This is a genomic window from Qipengyuania aestuarii (assembly GCF_019711535.1).
Lineage (GTDB): Bacteria > Pseudomonadota > Alphaproteobacteria > Sphingomonadales > Sphingomonadaceae > Qipengyuania > Qipengyuania aestuarii.
The window spans coordinates 414674-431907 of sequence record NZ_JAIGNP010000002.1; the positions used below are offsets into that span (position 1 = coordinate 414674).

A 17234-nucleotide genomic window follows, 5' to 3' on the forward strand; every position below is an offset into this window, starting at 1 on the left:
GCAGCGAGGCGAGGGGGTTCCTTCTCAGCAGCGCATCCGGAAAAATTGGCGGCCGCGCGATCGGTAATCATCGAATCCGCTGGCTCTCAGATGAAAATCAGACTGCGATCCACTCGTCTCCGTCACGGCTAACCAGACCGCGCTGCTCCAGATCGATAAGGTGCGCGGTGACGGACATCTTGGCCGCGCCGTGAAGCTTTTCGTCCAGCCCCTTATACATTTTCGGGACGAAATCGGCGGCTTTGTGAGGGCCTTCGCGCAGATGCCGCATGATCTGGTTTTCCCGCTGGCGACGATGGCCGATCATGCCCCGGACCAGTTGACGCGGCTTCTCGATCGCTTCGCCATGGGCCGGATAATAGATGCGGTCCTGTTCGCGGGCGTAAAGTTTTTCCAAGCTCGCCATATATTTCGCCATATCCCCATCGGGTGGGACCACCACGCTGGTCGACCAGCCCATCACGTGATCACCCGTGAATAGCGCTCCGCTTTCTTCGAGGGCAAAGCACAGGTGATTTGACACGTGGCCCGGCGTGGCCACGGCTCGCAAAGTCCAGCCCGGACCGGTCATGGCTTCACCGTCTTCCAGCACCCGGTCGGGCTCATAGGTCCGGTCGAAACTGGCATCGGCACGCGGCCCACTGTCATTCAGCACCAGCGGCGCGCAGCCCACGATGGGCGCTCCGGTTCTCTTCGCTAGGCTTTTCGCGGCGGGCGAATGATCGCGGTGCGTGTGTGTGCACATGATCGCAGCAACGTGTTCGTCACCGATGGCGGCATCGAGAGCGAGCAAGTGTTCCCGCTCGTCCGGCCCGGGATCGATGACCGCGCAGCCGCCTCCGAGCCCGACGACATAACTCTGCGTCCCGGTATAGGTGTAGGGTGACGGATTCGGCGCGAGCACGCGGCGCACGAGCGGTTCGAGCTGTATCGCGTCGCCGGTGGGCCATGGTTTGGGGGGAAGACCTGCCATATCTTTCCTTAGCCGGTCGGCAGGAGGGGATGCAACGCGCCGCTTCGATGCCAATCCGCCTCACGTGATGGCTGTCGCCACTCGACTTCGCTTCCTGCGGACGGCACAAGGAAGGCATGGGAGCGAAAATTCTGGTCCTCGACGCGGGGACGACCTCGACCAGAGCGATGATCTTCGATCACGAGGGGCGCATGGAACGCGTTTCGCAGGCGGATCTGACGCAGCATTATCCACGCCCCGGCTGGGTAGAACACGATGCGGCGGAAATTTGGTCGAAGACCCTCCAGTGCATGCGCGATGTCGCGGGCGATGATGCAGGCGATATCGCCGCCATTGGCATTACCAACCAGCGCGAAACCGTTGTCGCCTGGGATCGCAATTCGGGCGAGCCGCTGGCCCGCGCCATAGTCTGGCAAGACCGGCGTACTGCTGACTTCTGTCGGCAGCTTCATGAGGAAGGTCATGAGGATATCGTGCACGAACGTACTGGACTTCTGCTCGATCCTTATTTCTCCGGCACGAAAATGCGCTGGATGCTGCATCATGAAGAGGCCGTGGGTGCTGCCGCGCAAAGCGGCACGCTGGCCTTCGGAACGGTGGAGAGCTGGCTGGTCTTCAAACTTTCCGGCGGCCACCATATCTCGGACGCCAGCAATGCGAGCCGGACTTTGTTATTACCGCTGGACGGTGCGCAGTTCGACGCTGGCTTATGCGATCTCTTCGGAATTGCCAGGCACGCGCTACCGGAGGTCGTCGATACCCAAGGAAAACTGGCGACCTGCGAGGCGGATTGGCTCGGCACGGCAATTCCCATCTGCGGGCTGGTCGGAGACCAGCAATCCGCGACGATCGGGCAGGGATGCCTGGCCTTCGGGCAAACCAAGGCTACCTACGGCACTGGTGCCTTTGTGCTGACGAACAAGGGGCGGGACGTACCCCATTCAAATCACCGTTTGCTGGGTACGGTCTTGTCGCAGACGGATGGCAATCGCACTTACGCGCTCGAAGGTTCGTGCTTTGTCGCCGGCAGTCTCATTCAATATCTTCGCGACCAGCTTGGCCTCATCAAGAGCGCGGCAGAAACCGAAGAACTTGCACGATCTATTGGAGACAGCGGCGAGGTCGTCATCGTGCCGGCGCTTGCGGGGCTTGGGGCGCCGCACTGGAAACCGGATGCGCGGGGTGTCATTTCCGGCCTAAGCTTCGCAAGCGGACGGGCACAGATCGCCCGCGCTGCACTGGAAGCGATGGCGCACCAGACCTGCGATCTAGCTTCTGCTTTTACTGGCGACGATGCGCCCTGGACCAGTTTGCGCATAGATGGCGGGATGAGCGCCAACGACTGGATGGCGCAGGATCTGGCGGATATTCTCGATCTCGAGGTCGAACGGCCCGAATTTGTGGAAACAACCGCTTTGGGCGCGGCTATTTGTGCGAGCGTGGGGGCCGGGCTTTACGCCACATTGGAAGAAGCCGCCGAAGCGATGCGGGGGGCAACGCAAATTTTCATTCCGAACATTTCGGCTGAGACGAGAGAAGCCCGTCTGACGCGTTACTTCAAAGCTCTTTCGGTCGCCTGAATTTGCTCCATGCAACCGCTATCTGATTCGGCGCCAAAAGCCTTTGCGATCCGCCCATGCATACTGTGCACGGCATCCGCATTGTGCGCGGCTGTTCGGCGCTGCTCATCATCCAGCCGCCGTACGCGTGCATGAAGATACTGGGATGCTCGGATAAGGGCCTGCGTGCCGCTTTGGAAAAGCGCCAGATTGTGGGGGTCGGAAGGGCGGTCTTCACCAAGAGCGCCATCTCGCAGGAGCTGCAGCTTTGAAAGCTCGCCGGCATAATAGGCGCGTTGGTTGAGCAGCCAGGCAAGCACATGCATGACCCGGGTAGTCGTGCGGAGTCCTTCGATTGACATGGCGATGCGCCAGCGATCGGAGGTTTCTGTCACAAGAGCGGCGTCGCGCAGGTCGAAAACGGCGCGCGCTTCGTCGGCCAGCTCGAGCGCGTGTGCGTAGAGCTCTTCGACGACTTGTTCCTGAATGGTTGTTCGCGCGACCATGACAGTCGGGTGACTATTGGATTATCCGAAGCGCGAAGCTTTTCGTTTCGCCATGTCCCGGATTGAAACGCGGTCAGGCGATGATGTCGGGGATCAGATTGTCCTCGATCGCGGAGATGCGATCCTTCAGTTGAAGTTTGCGCTTTTTGAGGCGGGCGATTTGCAATTGATCGACCGATCCGTTTTCTCCCGCTTCGCTCAGCGCAGAGATCGCCACATCCAGGTCCCGATGCTCAACCCTGAGCGATTCCAGGCGCTTGCGTAATTCCTGTTCGTTCACTGTCGTCGTTCCCGTCTCTCGTTCTGCCGCATGGCCCTTCGGAGGGGGTTTGTAAATTCATCAAGCTGTGTTTTGATCATCGATCGCGGCTCGTGCCGCCCGGTACGAGTCGCTTTTGGGGGTTTAACTCTAGAAGGAGCCAGTCCTATGCAATCATCCCATGTCGCCGCACTCAAGGCCAAGCATGCTGGATTGGAATCGAGGTTGCACGACGAACAGGCGCGGCCCTCGCCCGACATCGCGATGATCCAGCAACTCAAGAAGCAGAAGCTTAGGATCAAGGAAGAAATCGCCGCGAACTGATCGGCGCCTGCGTGTTTGCGGGGTCGCAGGTTTATACTTGCGCGCCCCGCTTTCGCCGCTCCTGTTTTTTGCTATAGCTGCAAGCCATGTCAGCAGCAGCTTCCGCCCGCCAGATCCTCACGCAACTGCACGAGGTCATGGCCGGACGCCATCATGCCCAGCATAAGCTCGATCGTGTTGTCGACATTATCGCGGACAGTCTTACCAGCGAAGTCTGTTCGATTTACCTGCTGCGCGATGGAGAACTCGAGCTCTATGCTACCCACGGCCTCAATCCCGATGCCGTCCATGTGACGCGAATGGGAGTAGGCGAGGGTCTGACCGGGACGATCGCCAAGAACATCGAAACTCTGAACCTTGCAGAAGCCAAGGCTCACCCGGACTTTCTCTATCGTCCTGAAACCGGGGAGGACAAATTCCATTCCTTCGCGGGTGTCCCCATTGTCTATCGTGAGCGAGCCGTTGGGGTGCTGTGCGTCCAGCATGTCGAACCCCGGCGCTACGAGGATGTCGAGATCGAGGCTCTGCAGACCACCGCGATGGTCCTCTCCGAATTGATTGCGCACAAGGAACTCGTCGATGACGAGAACACGATCGATCTCGGCGAAGCACCGACCGAATGCGACGTTCTCGAAGGGCTGACTTTGGTCAAGGGGTTGGCGGCCGGGCAGGCTGTCTTCCATCAACCACGGGTCGAGATCGACCAGGTCATGGCCGAAGACGTCGAGGCGGAACGCCAGCGGGTCTACCGCGCCTTCGACAAGATGCGCGACCAGATCGATGCAATGGGGCGGGAACCGGAATTCGGGAAGGGCGGCGAGCATGTCGAGGTGCTCGAGACCTACAAGATGTTCGCCTACGATGAAGGCTGGAGCCGCCGCATCAACGAGGCGATCGACAGCGGGCTCACCGCAGAGGCTGCCATCGAGCGCGTCCAGCAGCGAACCCGCATGCGGATGCGCGAAATCGACGACCCGCTGCTGGCGGATCGTATGCATGATCTTGAAGACCTTTCGAACCGTCTTCTCCGCATTGTGTCAGGTCAGCTCGGTACAGCCGCAACCCAGGGTCTGCGCCGGGATTCGATCCTCTTCGCACGCAATCTGGGCCCGGCCGAATTGCTCGAATACGATCGGCGGCGGCTGAAGGGCGTGGTGCTGGAGGAAGGGTCGCTAACCGCGCATGTGGTTATCGTAGCGCGTGCCATGGGCGTTCCCGTTCTAGGGCGGGTACCGCGTGTGCGCAGCCACGTATCCGAAGGCGACGAGGTCCTGGTGGATGCCGATCTGGGCACGGTTACGCTGCGGCCTTCGCAGCAGCTCCGCGAAGCATTCGATGCCCGTTTTGCACGGAGCAAGGAGCGGGCGGCTGCCTATGCCGAACTGCGCGACGTGGAGCCTTTCACACGAGATGGCACCCGCATAATCGTAATGATGAATGCAGGTTTGCGGGACGATGTCAGCGCCTTGCAACTTACCGGCGCCGACGGAATCGGACTGTTCCGCACGGAGTTCCAGTTTCTCGTTTCTTCGACTCTGCCCGCACGTGAACGACAGATGCGCCTATACCGCGACGTTCTGGACGCTGCCGATGGAAAGCCGGTCATCTTCCGTACGGTCGATATCGGCGGCGACAAGGCGGTCCCTTACCTCGCCAACGACATCGCGGAGAAGGACGAAAACCCGGCAATGGGCTGGCGTGCGCTCCGCCTATCGCTCGAACGCGAAGGACTGCTGAAGGCTCAGGCACGGGCCCTTCTCGAAGCAGCCGCCGGGCGGCAGCTTTCCGTAATGTTCCCGATGGTCTCCGAACCGTGGGAATTCGATGCGGCAAAAGCGATCTTCGAGGAGCAGGCCGACTTCATGAGAGATCGCCGCCGCGTGCTTCCCGAGACGATCGAATATGGCTGCATGCTGGAAGTGCCATCGCTGGCAGAGGTGCTTGACGTCCTCTTGCCCAAGCTGTCCTTCATCTCGGTCGGCACGAACGATCTGACGCAGTTCCTTTTCGCCGCCGATCGCGCCAACCCCAAGTTGGCCGAACGATACGATTGGCTGAGTCCTGCGATTTTGCGCTTCATGGCCCGTCTGGCGAAGCAGATGGTGGGCAGTCCGGTTCGGATCGGTGTTTGCGGCGAAATGGGTGGAAGAAGGCTGGAAGCACTGGCGCTTATGGGACTTGGCTACACCCGCTTTTCCATCACGCCCGCCGCTGTAGGGCCGATCAAGGAATTGGTGCGAAAAGTCTCCCTACCCGAGTTGACGCAGCAGATGCAGCAATGGTTGTTGCGCCCCCCGCCGGACATGCGCGCGGCGATCGCGGTATGGGCACAGAATAACGGTATAGAGATTGACTGATTTGATCCCGTTAAATGGGCGATCTGTCTATTTCCTTTGAAGCGCGCAGCCTGCTATGGTTGACACTAGACCGGCGCGCTTCTTCTAAGCCGCTTCAGGGTTCGATAAGTTCGGGAAATTCATGGAAGAACAAGAAGACGTAACCGCGCATTCTGCCGCAGCCCCATCCAAGCCGGTGGGAGAACGGCTCCGCGAAACGCGTCAGGTGAAGGGTCTGGAGATTGACCAGGTCGCGGCCGAAACCAGAATTCCTCTTCGCCATCTGGAAAGTATTGAAGCTGGCGATTTCGCTGCTCTTCCATCTCGGACTTACGCAATCGGCTTTACCCGGACCTATGCGCGCCTGCTCGGCCTCGACGAGAAAGAGGCGCTGGATCAGGTTCGCGCCGAGCTTGCAGAAGGAACGGCGAACGCCGAAGACAAGCCGACAAAATTCGAGGCGGGGGATCCAGAGCGCGTGCCGGGCCGAGGGCTCGCATGGTTCGCGGCTTTGGCAGCCGTTTTGCTTCTGGGTGGAATTTACGCATTCTACTCCAGCTATTTTGCCCCGGGGCTGGGGCCGGCACCGCTTCAGGATCCAAGCGAACAGATGGCCAGTACTGCAGAGCCGCGGCAGCCGGTCGCTGCCAAGCCCGAACCTGCAAGCGGTCCTGTTGTCTTTACGAGCGAGATGGATGGCACCTGGGTGAAATTCTACGACGCGAGTGGCGAGCGTCTTTATGAAGCGCAGATGGCGGAGGGCGATAGTTTCACCATTCCGGAAGATGCGGAAGGACCACAGGTCTGGACCGGCAGGCCGTATGCCTTGGCGATAACCGTGGGTGGCCGCACTGTTCCCAAGCTCAGCGAAGAGGATACGGTAGTGAAGGATGTGCCGGTCACAGCTGAAGCTCTTCTGGCGCGTGAAAATGGGTCGGAAGCTGAGCAAGCGAGCGCGAATTCACAATCTGCGACCTGATCTACATCTTACGCCTCGACGGTGGACCTGCGCTTTAATCCTCTCGACAGTTTCGGGTCGCTACGGCACTTTTATCCAATGAATCTCCACAGGGAGTTTGAATCTTCATGATCGTACGCAGCGCACGAGTCCTCGGCCTCGGGACCATCGGCATGGCCCTCGTGGCCACTTCAATGCCCGCCATCGCTCAAGACAATGACGAAACGCGCATTCGCAAACTCGAAGCTGAAGTTCGCGCGTTGCAGCGTAAGGTCTTTCCTGGCGGCGACGGCCGGTATTTCGAACCGGAAATTACCGGTCAGCCAGCTGCGGCTCCCACGACAGCTGCTCCTTCCACAACTGCGGTGACGGATATTCTTGCGCGTCTCGATGCGTTGGAAAGTCAATTGCAGCGTCTGACCGCGCAATATGAGGTCGGAACCAACGCTATTCGTTTGCTCGAAGAACGCATCGAGAAGATCGAACGGTCCAACGCCCAAGGGGTCAGTGCACCTTCTACGGAAACGTCTTCCGCTCCAAGCTCGAGCGTACCTACTGCTAGCCCGGCTCCAGCGGCCGCCAGGCCCGATCCCGCGCGTGTCTCAGCGGTTCAAGCCATCGCGAAGCCGCAGACGGGCGATGCCGGAGACGACGAGTATTCCTATGGGTTCCGACTGTGGGATGCTGGTTTCTTCCCTGAGGCACAGCAGCAGCTGACCATGTTTGTCGAGAAGTATCCCAGCCATGCCCGTACGAGTTATGGCCGCAACCTTCTCGGCCGCGCCTATCTCGATGACGACAAGCCGAGCGAGGCCGCGCCGTGGTTTCTGAAGAATTATCAGGCTGATAAGAATGGGGCACGGGCTGGCGATAGCCTGCTGTATCTGGCCGAATCCATGATCGCGCTCAAGGATACGAAACGCGCGTGCATTGCCCTATCGGAATTTGGCGAGACTTATCCGGCGCTGGCGTCTGGCCGCCTCCAGTCCGACTACGCGACGGCGCGTAGCAAGGTGAAGTGTAGCTAGTATGCCGGTTGCTCCGGAACTGCTGGATCGGTTCCGGGCCGACCTCTTCACTCTCAGGCCGCAGCTCAAGGCTGGAGCGGATAAACTCGGTATCGCGCTTTCAGGCGGAGGAGACAGTCTCGCGCTCCTTTTGCTAGCCCAAGGGGCGCTGCCTGGACGCGTGGAAGCTGCCACGGTCGACCACCAATTAAGGGAAGGGAGTGCCGAAGAGGCCGAGTTGGCGTCACGCTATTGCGCCCAAATTGATGTGCCGCATCGCATCTTGAAAGTGAAGGTGCCGGACGGCAATTTGCAATCTCAGGCGAGAGCGGCCCGATATCGCGTTCTTGCTGCTTGGTGTGAGGAGCGTGGTCTGAGCGGGCTGGCAACGGCACATCAACTCGACGATCAGGCTGAGACTTTTTTCATGCGCCTTAACCGGGGCAGTGGTCTTGGAGGCTTGGCGTCGATCCGCGCTCTTTCCAATGTGCCAGAAACGTCAATCTCCCTCGTTCGTCCCTTGCTGGCATGGAAGCGTGAAGAACTGGCGAGAATTGTAAAGACTTCTGGTTGGGAAGCTATCCAGGACCCGTCCAATAGTAACACCGATTTCGACCGTGTGCGGATGCGTGAAAATCTTGCTCGGTGTGACTGGATAGATCTGGATGCACTCGGCCGCAGCGCGCAGCATCTGGCGGCTGCAGATGCGATCATCCGGGACCTGATCCATCGCGAATTCTCTGATCATGTAAGTTTCGATGGCGAAGAAGCTCGTTACAGCATCCAACAGAATGGTGCGGCCGCATCACTCATTCAGGGCGGAGTGATCCGATCAATCTTCGGACTTTTCGGACTTCAGGTTAACCAGCGGGTAGGTTCAGGCTTGGCCACCAATCTCTCACGGGAATTGAAAACCAATATCGGCGGTCTTCAAGCCGAAGTTCTCAATCGCGGCGGCGAAACAGTGTGGACGTTCCGCCGCGAAAATACCCGGCGAACGTCTTAGCGGCGCATGCCCGCCGCCTGGCGAGCGATTTCTTCTACCTGGTGTTCGTCCACAGGGCCACGTGGCGCAACCCAGCTTCCACCGACGCACAGCACTGGGTCAAATGAGAGCCAGTCGGGCGCATTTTCCAACGTTATGCCCCCGGTAGGGCAAAAACGGCATTGGCCGAATGGAGCCGCCAGCGCTTTAAGTGCGGGCAATCCCCCTGCTGCCATGGCGGGAAAAAACTTGAAATGCGTAAGCCCGAGGTCGAGCCCGCGCATGATATCGCTGGCATTGGCGATACCAGGGAGGAATGGAATCTCGTCACGGATGGCCGCCTTGCCGAGGCTTTCGGTGAGGCCCGGTGACACTATAAATTCGCTGCCAGCGTCGATTGCATCGGCCAGTTCGTGCTGATTGGTCACCGTGCCCGCACCGACGATGGCGCCCTCTACCAGCTTCATGGCGCGGATCGCATCCAGCGCGGCGGAAGTGCGCAGTGTCACCTCAAGGACGCGAAGCCCACCCGCCACCAGCCCGCGGGCCAGCGGTACGGCATGTTCCACGTCGTCCACGACGATGACTGGAATGACCGGAGCAGTCTGCATGATTTCGGCGATGGTGGTCATTCTTCGGAGATCCCGTGTTCGGATGCATATGCCGCAGCAGCGCCAAACAGGCCAGGCTGGGGGTGAGTAATGAGCTTGACGGGAATGGATGCCATCAGGCTCTGGAAGCGGCCTTTCGAGCGGAAGCGCTCGGCAAACCCGGATTTGAGGAGTGTGTGGCGAATGCGGTAGCCAAGCCCGCCAGCAATCACCACGCCGCCAAATCCTCCCTGTGCCAGAGCGATATCGCCTGCCACGCTGCCAAGCGAAAGACAGAAACGGTCGACTGCCGCTGCGGCAAGGCTGTCGCTGCCGTCCTGTCCGCGCTTCCAGATGTCGATATCGTCTTCTTCCGCAACAGCCTTGCCCTCCATAGCGGCCAAGGTCTGATAGATATCGGAAATGGCGGGCCCGGACACTACGCGTTCGACGGAAACCCGGGTGTGCCGCTTGCGCAGCCGTGCGAGGATGGCGTCCTCGATAGTGTCGAGCGGGGCGAAATCGATGTGACCCCCTTCTGTTGCCGACACGCGATAGGTCCCGTCGGGCTCACGGTAGAGATGCGCTACGCCGAGGCCGGTTCCGGGGCCGAGGACGCTGAGCCTGCCAGTCGGTGCGAGCGGTTCGTCCGGACCGGTAAGATGAATGAATTCGTCTTCGCTTACCCGAGCAACCGCGTGGGCAACCGCTTCGAAGTCGTTGACCACGCAATAGCTGTCGCAGCCTAGCTTCTCGCCGATAAGCGCGGGCCGAATGATCCACGGATTGTTGGTAAAGCGGATGACCTCTCCCCCAACCGGCCCTGCGATGGCCATGGAGACGCGCGGAGGCAGGCTGCCGCCCATCCGGTCACGAAAGTCTTCCCAGGCAGTCTGGAAGCTGGCGTGATCCTCCGTGTGGATCGTCTCGGGTTCGCCCAGAGTGATGCTGCCATCTTCAGCAATCGTGGCGATCGCGAAACGGGCATGGGTGCCGCCGATATCGACGCTTACGAGTTCCATTCTTACAATCCTGCCATAGCCAGCATCGAGGATGCGCCCTGTTCCGCTCCATCGGCATTCCGGCGGAACATGGCAAACAGTTCTCGGCCCATACCGCTGTCGGCCTCAGGCTCAGCAGCCGGGCTGCGTGCATCGAGATCGGCAGTCGTCGAAAGCGTTCCAGTTTCTGCGCATACGCGAACGATATCGCCGTCACGCAGTTTCGAAAGCGGACCACCGCCGAGCGCCTCGGGCGTACAATGGATCGCAGAGGGCACTTTGCCGCTGGCTCCTGACATGCGCCCATCGGTGACAAGCGCGACGCGGTAGCCGCGGTCCTGCAGCACGCCGAGCGCAGGGGTCAGCTTGTGCAATTCCGGCATGCCGTTGGCGCGCGGCCCCTGGTAGCGGACAACGACGACCACATCGCGATCGAGTTCGCCTTTCTTAAAGGCCTCGTTCACGCTGCGCTGGTCCTGGAATACCCGGCACGGCGCCTCGATCGTCCAGCGCTCGCGTTCGACGGCTGACGACTTGAAACAGGCGCGGCCGAGATTGCCTTCGACGAGCCGCATGCCGCCATCGCTCTGGAATGGTTCTGATGCCGGGCGCAACATTTCCGGATCGCCGCTAGGCCCGGGGTCGCGCCAGGCGAGTGCATCGCCGTCCATTCCGGGTTCGCGGCTGTAGGATTCGAAACCGCCCTCCCAGACGGTGAGGATGTCCGCGTGGGCCAGACCCTCGTCGAGCAGGGTGCCTATGACATAGCCCATGCCGCCAGCGTCGTGGAAATGGTTCACATCGCCAGAGCCGTTAGGATAGACGCGGGCAACCAGTGGTACGGCGCGCGACAGTTCGGCAAGGTCGGTCCAGTCGAACTTGATACCCGCCGCCCGGGCCATGGCCGGAATGTGGATCGCATGATTTGTCGAGCCGCCGGTCGCAAGCAATCCGATCGCGGCGTTGATGATCGCCTTTTCGTCCACCACGCGGCCGAGCGGGCGATAATCGTCTCCGCTCTTACGCATGGCGGCGAGACGATGGGTGGCCGCACGGCTGACTTCCTGCCGCAGCTTGGCTCCGGGCGGTACGAAGGCCGCGCCTGGCACGTGGAGCCCCATCATCTCCATCATCATCTGGTTGGAATTCGCTGTGCCGTAGAAGGTGCAAGTGCCAGGCGAATGATAGCTGCCCATTTCGCTCGCGAGCAGTTCTTCGCGTCCGACCTTGCCTTCTGCATAAAGCTGGCGGGTTTTCTGCTTTTCCTTGTTGGAAATACCGGTTCCCATCGGGCCCGATGGCACGAAGATGGCCGGCAGGTGGCCGAAGCGAAGTGCGCCCATCAACAGGCCGGGCACGATCTTGTCGCAAATGCCGAGCAGGGCCACGCCGTCATACATGGCATGGCTTAATGCAACCACGGTCGACAAGGCAATGGTGTCGCGGCTGAAGAGCGAGAGCTCCATGCCGTCTTCGCCCTGCGTGACGCCATCGCACATGGCAGGCGTGCCCCCCGCTACCTGGACGGTGGCGCCCACTTCGCGGGCCCAGATCTTCATGCGTTCCGGGTAGCGATGATAAGGCTGATGGGCCGAAAGCATGTCATTGTATGCGGTGACGATGCCCAGATTGGGTCCGCGCGCAGCCATGATGGCCTTCTGATCATCCTCTGCGCCGGCATAGGCATGCGCGAGGTTGGAACACGACATAGTGCCGCGATTGACCTGGCGTTCGCCTTCGCGATCAATCAGGTCGAGATAGGCGGACCGCGTGGGCTTCGAATTCTCGATAACGCGTTCGGTCACGCGGCGGATCGTATCGTTGAGCGGTTTAGTCATCGTGCCAGGTCACCCCGTCGCGTTCGGCAAGCGCCACGGCGGCACTGGGCCCCCATGTGCCTGCGGCGTAGGTTTTGGGCTGGATGTCGTTTTCCGCCCACAGATTGCGAATGTGATCGATGAAGTCCCACTGGGCCTCCACCTCGTCGCGCCGGACGAAAAGCGTCTGGTCCCCGTGGATGAGGTCGAGCAACAGGCGTTCGTAGGCAATCCGCCGCACCACGTCCGAAAATGCATCGGGCATGGCGATATCCAGCGGCACCGGGCGCAGGCGCAAGCCTTCGCTACCCAGCCCAGGCACTTTCGCCATCATAGTAAGCTGGATATTTTCCTTGGGTTGAATTTCGATAACCAGCCGGTTGGGTTCGGTGCGCGCGCCGCGACCTTCGAAAATGGAATGCGGAATACAGCGGAACTGAACCACGATTTCCGTGATTCGCTCCGGCATCCGCTTGCCGTGACGCAGGTAGAACGGCACGCCGCGCCAGCGCCAGTTGTCGACATGAGCCTTTAATGCGACGTAGGTCTCGGTGCCGCTATCCTTGCCCAGTTCCTCGTCATAGCCGGGGACACTTTTGCCGTCGAGGGCGCCGGCGCGATACTGGCCGGTGACCACTTCTTCCGGCTTGGCCGGACGCAACGCTCGCAGTACCTTGACCTTCTCATCGCGCACAGCAGTCGCATCGAAGCTGGTAGGAGGCTCCATCGCCACCAGAGCGAGGAGTTGCAGCATATGGTTCTGGACCATGTCGCGCAGGGCGCCGCTGTCATCATAGTAGGCAACCCGCGATTCCAGACCCACCGTTTCAGCCACGGTGATCTGGACATGCTCGATGTAGTTGGAATTCCACACCGGCTCGAGCAGGATGTTGGCGAACCGGAGCGCCAGGAGATTCTGCACTGTCTCCTTGCCGAGATAGTGGTCAATGCGGAAGATGCGGTCTTCATTGAAGGCCTGCGCGACGGCATCATTGATTTCGCGGCTGCTTTCCAGATCTGTGCCCAGCGGCTTTTCGAGGGCAATGCGCGCATTGCCCTTGGTCAGGCCAACCCGCTTCAGCCCCGAAATCGTCGGTTCAAAAAGGCTGGGTGCGGTGGACAGGAAAATCGCCAGACCTTTGTAATTTCCGACTTCCCTGGCGAGTTCGTCATATCCTTCCGGCGTTGTCGCATCGACGGGAACGTAGCTGATCTGATTAAGGAAATCCGCCATCGGGCCGCGCCTGTTCTTGGGAAGGTATTTCTCCAAGGCTTCGCGCGCGAAATCGCGAAATTCTCTCGTGGTCATTTCCGACCGAGCAGTCGCCACGATGCGCAGATCCTTGCCGATTAACCCGTCTGCATGCAGGGCGCACAGCGATGGCAGCAGCATGCGCTGGGACAGGTCGCCGGTCGCTCCGAAAAGGAGCAGGCGATCGGCTTCGAACTTCATTTCGGGCATGTACCGTCCATCGGCATCTTTCCTCCCACACTCTGCCGAGTATCAGCCGCCTCCCTTGAGCGCCAGAGGGCCGCATTCCTATTCGTGGTCAAGCTGCGGCTAGTCCGCAGTAACGCTTATCTGCTTGTCGCCGAAGTCGGTCATCCCGAAGCTGGTGAGAAAGCTTACGTCTGCCGCGTCGCGGCCAACACCGATTTTCACTGTATGCGCTGGATCGGCCATGCCGGTAGCATCGACCATCTGCCACGTACCTCCGCCCTCGGTTTCTGGGTCGCCCAGGAAGACCTCGGCGATGGCGTGAAAATCGGGCGGTTCGACACCGGGCGCGTAGCAGGCAACATAACGCGCCGGGATCGCGCTGGCGCGCGCCATGGCGATTAGTACGTGTGCGTAATCCCGGCAAATGCCTTGCCGGGCAACAAAACTGTCGAGAGCGGTTGTCTGCGGACCCGATACGCCGGCAGCATAAGTGAACTTGTCCGCGATCCAATCGCGGATGGCAGCGATCCGCGCACCGCCGGTCGTATCCGAGAACTCTTCCTGCACCAGTGTTTGCAGCGTGTCGGCTGCGCAGTAACGGCTGTCGAAAAGGTATTGTACCACTTCGCCTGGCATGTCGTGCGGGGCGAGGCGCTTCAGCGTCTTGAGATCGGCAAGCTGACGATCGATTTCGACCTGTGCGACATACGAAACGGAAAACTCGCCTTCAGCCCTGATCCAGATCCGCTCGCCGATGCTGTCCTGTGCCGGGACACGAGCGCAATGTTCCGCCACGGAAAGTTCCGTGTGGCAGGAAAGGATACGCTGCTCCGGAACGTGCGCAGCCTCGAACTGAAGCAATACGTCGGTGATGTCGGGAAGAGAGAACGAAAATTTCGTTTCGATATTAATGGCCATCTGAACGAAACGCCCTAAATCGAAAAACGTTTCAATAGTAATAAAATAAAAAATGCATGAAAAGGGCTCCTAAAAAAGGAGCCCTTTCAAGTATTGCGGTAAAAACGGGCTTATTTTCCTAAAAGCCAGCCCCAAAAGTCCCACATAAAAACCTCCTTAGTGGCGTTCACAAGGAGGTTTTCTTTTAACCAACAATGTTTGTAAAGTGAAAATTATGCCTTGGCAGAATCCGCTTCTTCTAAGCTACTGAATTCATTTATTTCTTCTAGACTCATTGGGTGGGCTAGAATATAGCCCTGTACGTGCGTGCAACCCATTTGGGTGAGCAATTTCACAGTTTCCAAGTCTTCGGCACCTTCTGCCACGATCCCGATTCGTGCCTCTCTACCCATTTCGACAATGCTGCTTACGATCGCCTTTGCCTTTTCACTTCTCGCCATGTTCGCGACGAACAAGCGATCTATCTTCACCTCATCGAAAGGCAGGGCAAAGAAGGTTTCGAAGTTGGTTTCGCCAACTCCGAAATCGTCGATGGAAATGCGGGCGCCCATAGATTTTAACTCGCTCAGTACGAGTTCAGCAGTCTGAAGGTCGCCGATACGAGAGGTCTCTGTGACTTCTAAAATCAGAAAGCGCGGATCGAACCCTGTTGCATGAAGTGCGTTTCGCATCAGGCCCACCACCCTCATGTCCGAGAGCAAGGTCGCCGAAATATTGATCGACATAGTAAGTGACCGACCCCGGAAATGCATTAGGCGCCCTGCAGCACAGGCCGTACGAAAAACGAATTCCGTGAGAGCCTCCATCCGCCCAGCCTTTTCGCACTGAGCGATGAAATTCATTGGGGGGATAAAGCCGCGCACCGGATCTTTCCAACGCACCAAAGCCTCGGCGCCGGTCATCATGCCGTTTCTCGTATCAATCTTTGGCTGGTAGACGCAAAATATCTCTCCAGCCTCCATCGCTTCGTCGATGCGGGCTCGCAAAGAGAGGTCCCACAACTCATCGAATCGCGAATTGCTTTCCGCAATCTTGATTGGTTGAAGTGCTTCGGAGCTTTCTTCTGCTGCAGCTACGGCCGCAGCAAGCCTGGTAGCTGGATCGCCATCCAAGCTGGCTACGCCGAAGCTAATGCCAACATCGATAGATGAACCAGCGACATAGATCGGCGCAGCGAAAAGAGCTCTAAGTCCCTCAAGATGGTCGGCTAATTGCTCGACATCATCTTCAGTCGTATGCCAAGCTATGTGATGACCTTCGGAATAAAGAATACGATCTGTATTCGTCGTTTGTAGGCGCTCGACCAATTTGAGGGTGTATTTCGTCCGATCGATACGGGGCAGTGTTTTAAAAACATGTTCGTAGCCATGGATGCGCGCAACGACGATATGGCCGCGCGCCTCAGTATCATTCGCAAGTTCTACTTCCAACGCCCGCAATTTCGGGAGGCCTGTCTCATCATCGACCAGAGCAAGCCGGTCCTTCCAGCGAGAGCGAGAACGGAGCATCCCAAAGATCGTTAGTAATGCAGTGGGATACGAAAGTTCCGCTCTGAAGCCCTCTAAATTACCTATGTAAAGGATAAGCGGGAGGGAAAGTGCAAGCAGTAGATAGGCTGCGCGCCGCGTTGTTTTTGCGCGTATGAAAAGGAGGATAAGCAGCGCTAAAGTGAAGTAAAAAGCGAGAGCCTGAAAGCCTCCGACGAACTCAAGCTGACCAGTTTTGATGGTTTCGGCGCCATAGATGTCGATGTAGGTCTCAGGTACGACAAAGTTGCCCGGGGCTCGCGTTCGGATCTGGGTTATGCGGGCCTCTTTGCCTATAACAACTATCCGGCCAGCGACTGGCTCACTGCTTCGTTCAGAGAGAAGATCTGATAGCTCTATGTGTACTATGTCTTGGGAATCTATAGCATAATCAATCCAGAAATCGCCGTTACGAAGGTCTTCAATTCCTGCAAGAGACGCGGCTAGTGAGGGTAGGCGCTTACCATCTACCTCGTGTGCGTAGTCGCGCGTCCACGTAAAGCCTGTCCAATTGCTAGTGTCTCGCGAAATAACCCGCTGCGCATCCCCGCCGATCTCAGGCATGGTCCGGAGCGTGCGATCGCCGGACGTGACTTTACGCTCAAGCTGATCGACCAGTATGGCTCGTGTACCTAGCGCCGCTATCGCATCAGCTAGCTCCCTATCAGCCTGCTCGGTGGAACGTGTGGGGAATGCAAGGTCGATGTAGACTCTCGCCACATCTCGATCTGCTAGTGCGTGCAAGGCTGCGGCGAGTTGTGTCCTGCCTTCGGGCTGGGCGCTGTGGGTTATGTCTGCGTCCGTGCTGACGAAAACAATATCGCCAGAAGGTTCATGAGTAGACAGACGGGACTGGACCACCCAGCTCAGCTGATCGATCGGGCTCAGCACCAGCCCCGCAAAAAGGACGAACGCGATAAGGGCGCTCACCAGCAGATCCTTGATGCGTTGCCCCGCGCCGAGGGGCAACCGCGACAACGGCTGGCGCAGCTTCCGTGTCAAACGGTCCAAAGAGCGGACGGTCGTCATCGCGC

15 protein-coding genes are annotated in these 17234 nt (G+C 59.0%); 6 read left to right on the plus strand and 9 right to left on the minus strand.

From position 1 onward, the window contains the following. Positions 1 to 97 precede the first annotated feature (97 nt). Positions 98 to 973 carry an MBL fold metallo-hydrolase gene (locus tag K3175_RS07190; protein ID WP_221542688.1) on the minus strand — a complete coding sequence of 292 codons (876 nt, stop codon included), beginning with the start codon at positions 971 to 973 and terminating at the stop codon, positions 98 to 100. Between the two features lie 116 nt (positions 974 to 1089). Between K3175_RS07190 and K3175_RS07195 the strand changes: the two genes are divergently transcribed. Then, complete coding sequence (locus tag K3175_RS07195) at positions 1090 to 2553, plus strand: glycerol kinase (RefSeq protein WP_221542689.1); 1464 nt, start codon at positions 1090 to 1092, stop codon at positions 2551 to 2553. Here K3175_RS07195 and K3175_RS07200 read toward each other — a convergent pair. Both K3175_RS07200 and K3175_RS07205 read right to left on the minus strand, forming a co-directional pair. Continuing rightward, positions 2526 to 3038: a DUF1465 family protein gene (locus tag K3175_RS07200; RefSeq protein ID WP_221542690.1), complete on the minus strand. Its 513-nt coding sequence runs from the start codon at positions 3036 to 3038 to the stop codon at positions 2526 to 2528. The two genes, K3175_RS07195 and K3175_RS07200, sit on opposite strands and share 28 nt — an antisense overlap. Positions 3039 to 3111: 73 nt before the next feature. Further along, entirely contained in the window at positions 3112 to 3318 is a 207-nt protein-coding gene (locus tag K3175_RS07205) for a YdcH family protein (protein WP_221542691.1), read from the minus strand. Between the two features lie 147 nt (positions 3319 to 3465). On the opposite strand from K3175_RS07205, the gene K3175_RS07210 reads away from it, so the two are divergent. The 5 genes from K3175_RS07210 (at position 3466) to tilS (ending at position 8928) form a co-directional block, all read left to right on the plus strand. Beyond that, positions 3466 to 3621 (plus strand): YdcH family protein, encoded by a 156-nt coding sequence (locus K3175_RS07210; RefSeq protein ID WP_221542692.1) that lies wholly within the window; start codon positions 3466 to 3468, stop codon positions 3619 to 3621. A gap of 86 nt (positions 3622 to 3707) precedes the next feature. Further along, positions 3708 to 5978 carry a phosphoenolpyruvate--protein phosphotransferase gene (ptsP, locus tag K3175_RS07215; RefSeq protein ID WP_221542693.1) on the plus strand — a complete coding sequence of 757 codons (2271 nt, stop codon included), beginning with the start codon at positions 3708 to 3710 and terminating at the stop codon, positions 5976 to 5978. Between the two features lie 121 nt (positions 5979 to 6099). Continuing rightward, positions 6100 to 6936: a helix-turn-helix domain-containing protein gene (locus K3175_RS07220; RefSeq protein ID WP_221542694.1), complete on the plus strand. Its 837-nt coding sequence runs from the start codon at positions 6100 to 6102 to the stop codon at positions 6934 to 6936. Positions 6937 to 7043: 107 nt separating this feature from the next. Next, entirely contained in the window at positions 7044 to 7943 is a 900-nt protein-coding gene (locus K3175_RS07225; protein WP_221542695.1) for a tetratricopeptide repeat protein, read from the plus strand. A gap of 1 nt (position 7944) precedes the next feature. Further along, complete coding sequence (gene tilS / locus K3175_RS07230; RefSeq protein ID WP_221542696.1) at positions 7945 to 8928, plus strand: tRNA lysidine(34) synthetase TilS; 984 nt, start codon at positions 7945 to 7947, stop codon at positions 8926 to 8928. On the opposite strand, the gene eda is transcribed toward tilS, so the two are convergent. The 6 genes from eda to K3175_RS07260 all read right to left on the minus strand — a co-directional run bounded on the left by eda (position 8925) and on the right by K3175_RS07260 (position 17229). Next, positions 8925 to 9539: a bifunctional 4-hydroxy-2-oxoglutarate aldolase/2-dehydro-3-deoxy-phosphogluconate aldolase gene (eda, locus tag K3175_RS07235; protein WP_221542697.1), complete on the minus strand. Its 615-nt coding sequence runs from the start codon at positions 9537 to 9539 to the stop codon at positions 8925 to 8927. The genes tilS and eda overlap by 4 nt on opposite strands. Continuing rightward, positions 9536 to 10519, minus strand: coding sequence for a glucokinase (glk, locus tag K3175_RS07240; RefSeq protein ID WP_221542698.1), 984 nt, complete (start codon positions 10517 to 10519; stop codon positions 9536 to 9538). The genes eda and glk overlap by 4 nt, the downstream gene beginning before the upstream one ends. 2 nt (positions 10520 to 10521) lie before the next feature. Further along, positions 10522 to 12336, minus strand: a complete 1815-nt coding sequence (gene edd / locus K3175_RS07245; protein ID WP_221542699.1) for a phosphogluconate dehydratase — start codon at positions 12334 to 12336, stop codon at positions 10522 to 10524. Further along, entirely contained in the window at positions 12329 to 13768 is a 1440-nt protein-coding gene (gene zwf, locus K3175_RS07250) for a glucose-6-phosphate dehydrogenase (RefSeq protein ID WP_221543167.1), read from the minus strand. Before zwf ends, edd begins: the two co-directional genes overlap by 8 nt. A gap of 108 nt (positions 13769 to 13876) precedes the next feature. Further along, positions 13877 to 14674, minus strand: a complete 798-nt coding sequence (locus tag K3175_RS07255; protein WP_221542700.1) for a transglutaminase-like domain-containing protein — start codon at positions 14672 to 14674, stop codon at positions 13877 to 13879. Positions 14675 to 14886: 212 nt separating this feature from the next. Beyond that, complete coding sequence (locus tag K3175_RS07260) at positions 14887 to 17229, minus strand: EAL domain-containing protein (RefSeq protein WP_221542701.1); 2343 nt, start codon at positions 17227 to 17229, stop codon at positions 14887 to 14889. Positions 17230 to 17234: the final 5 nt, after the last annotated feature.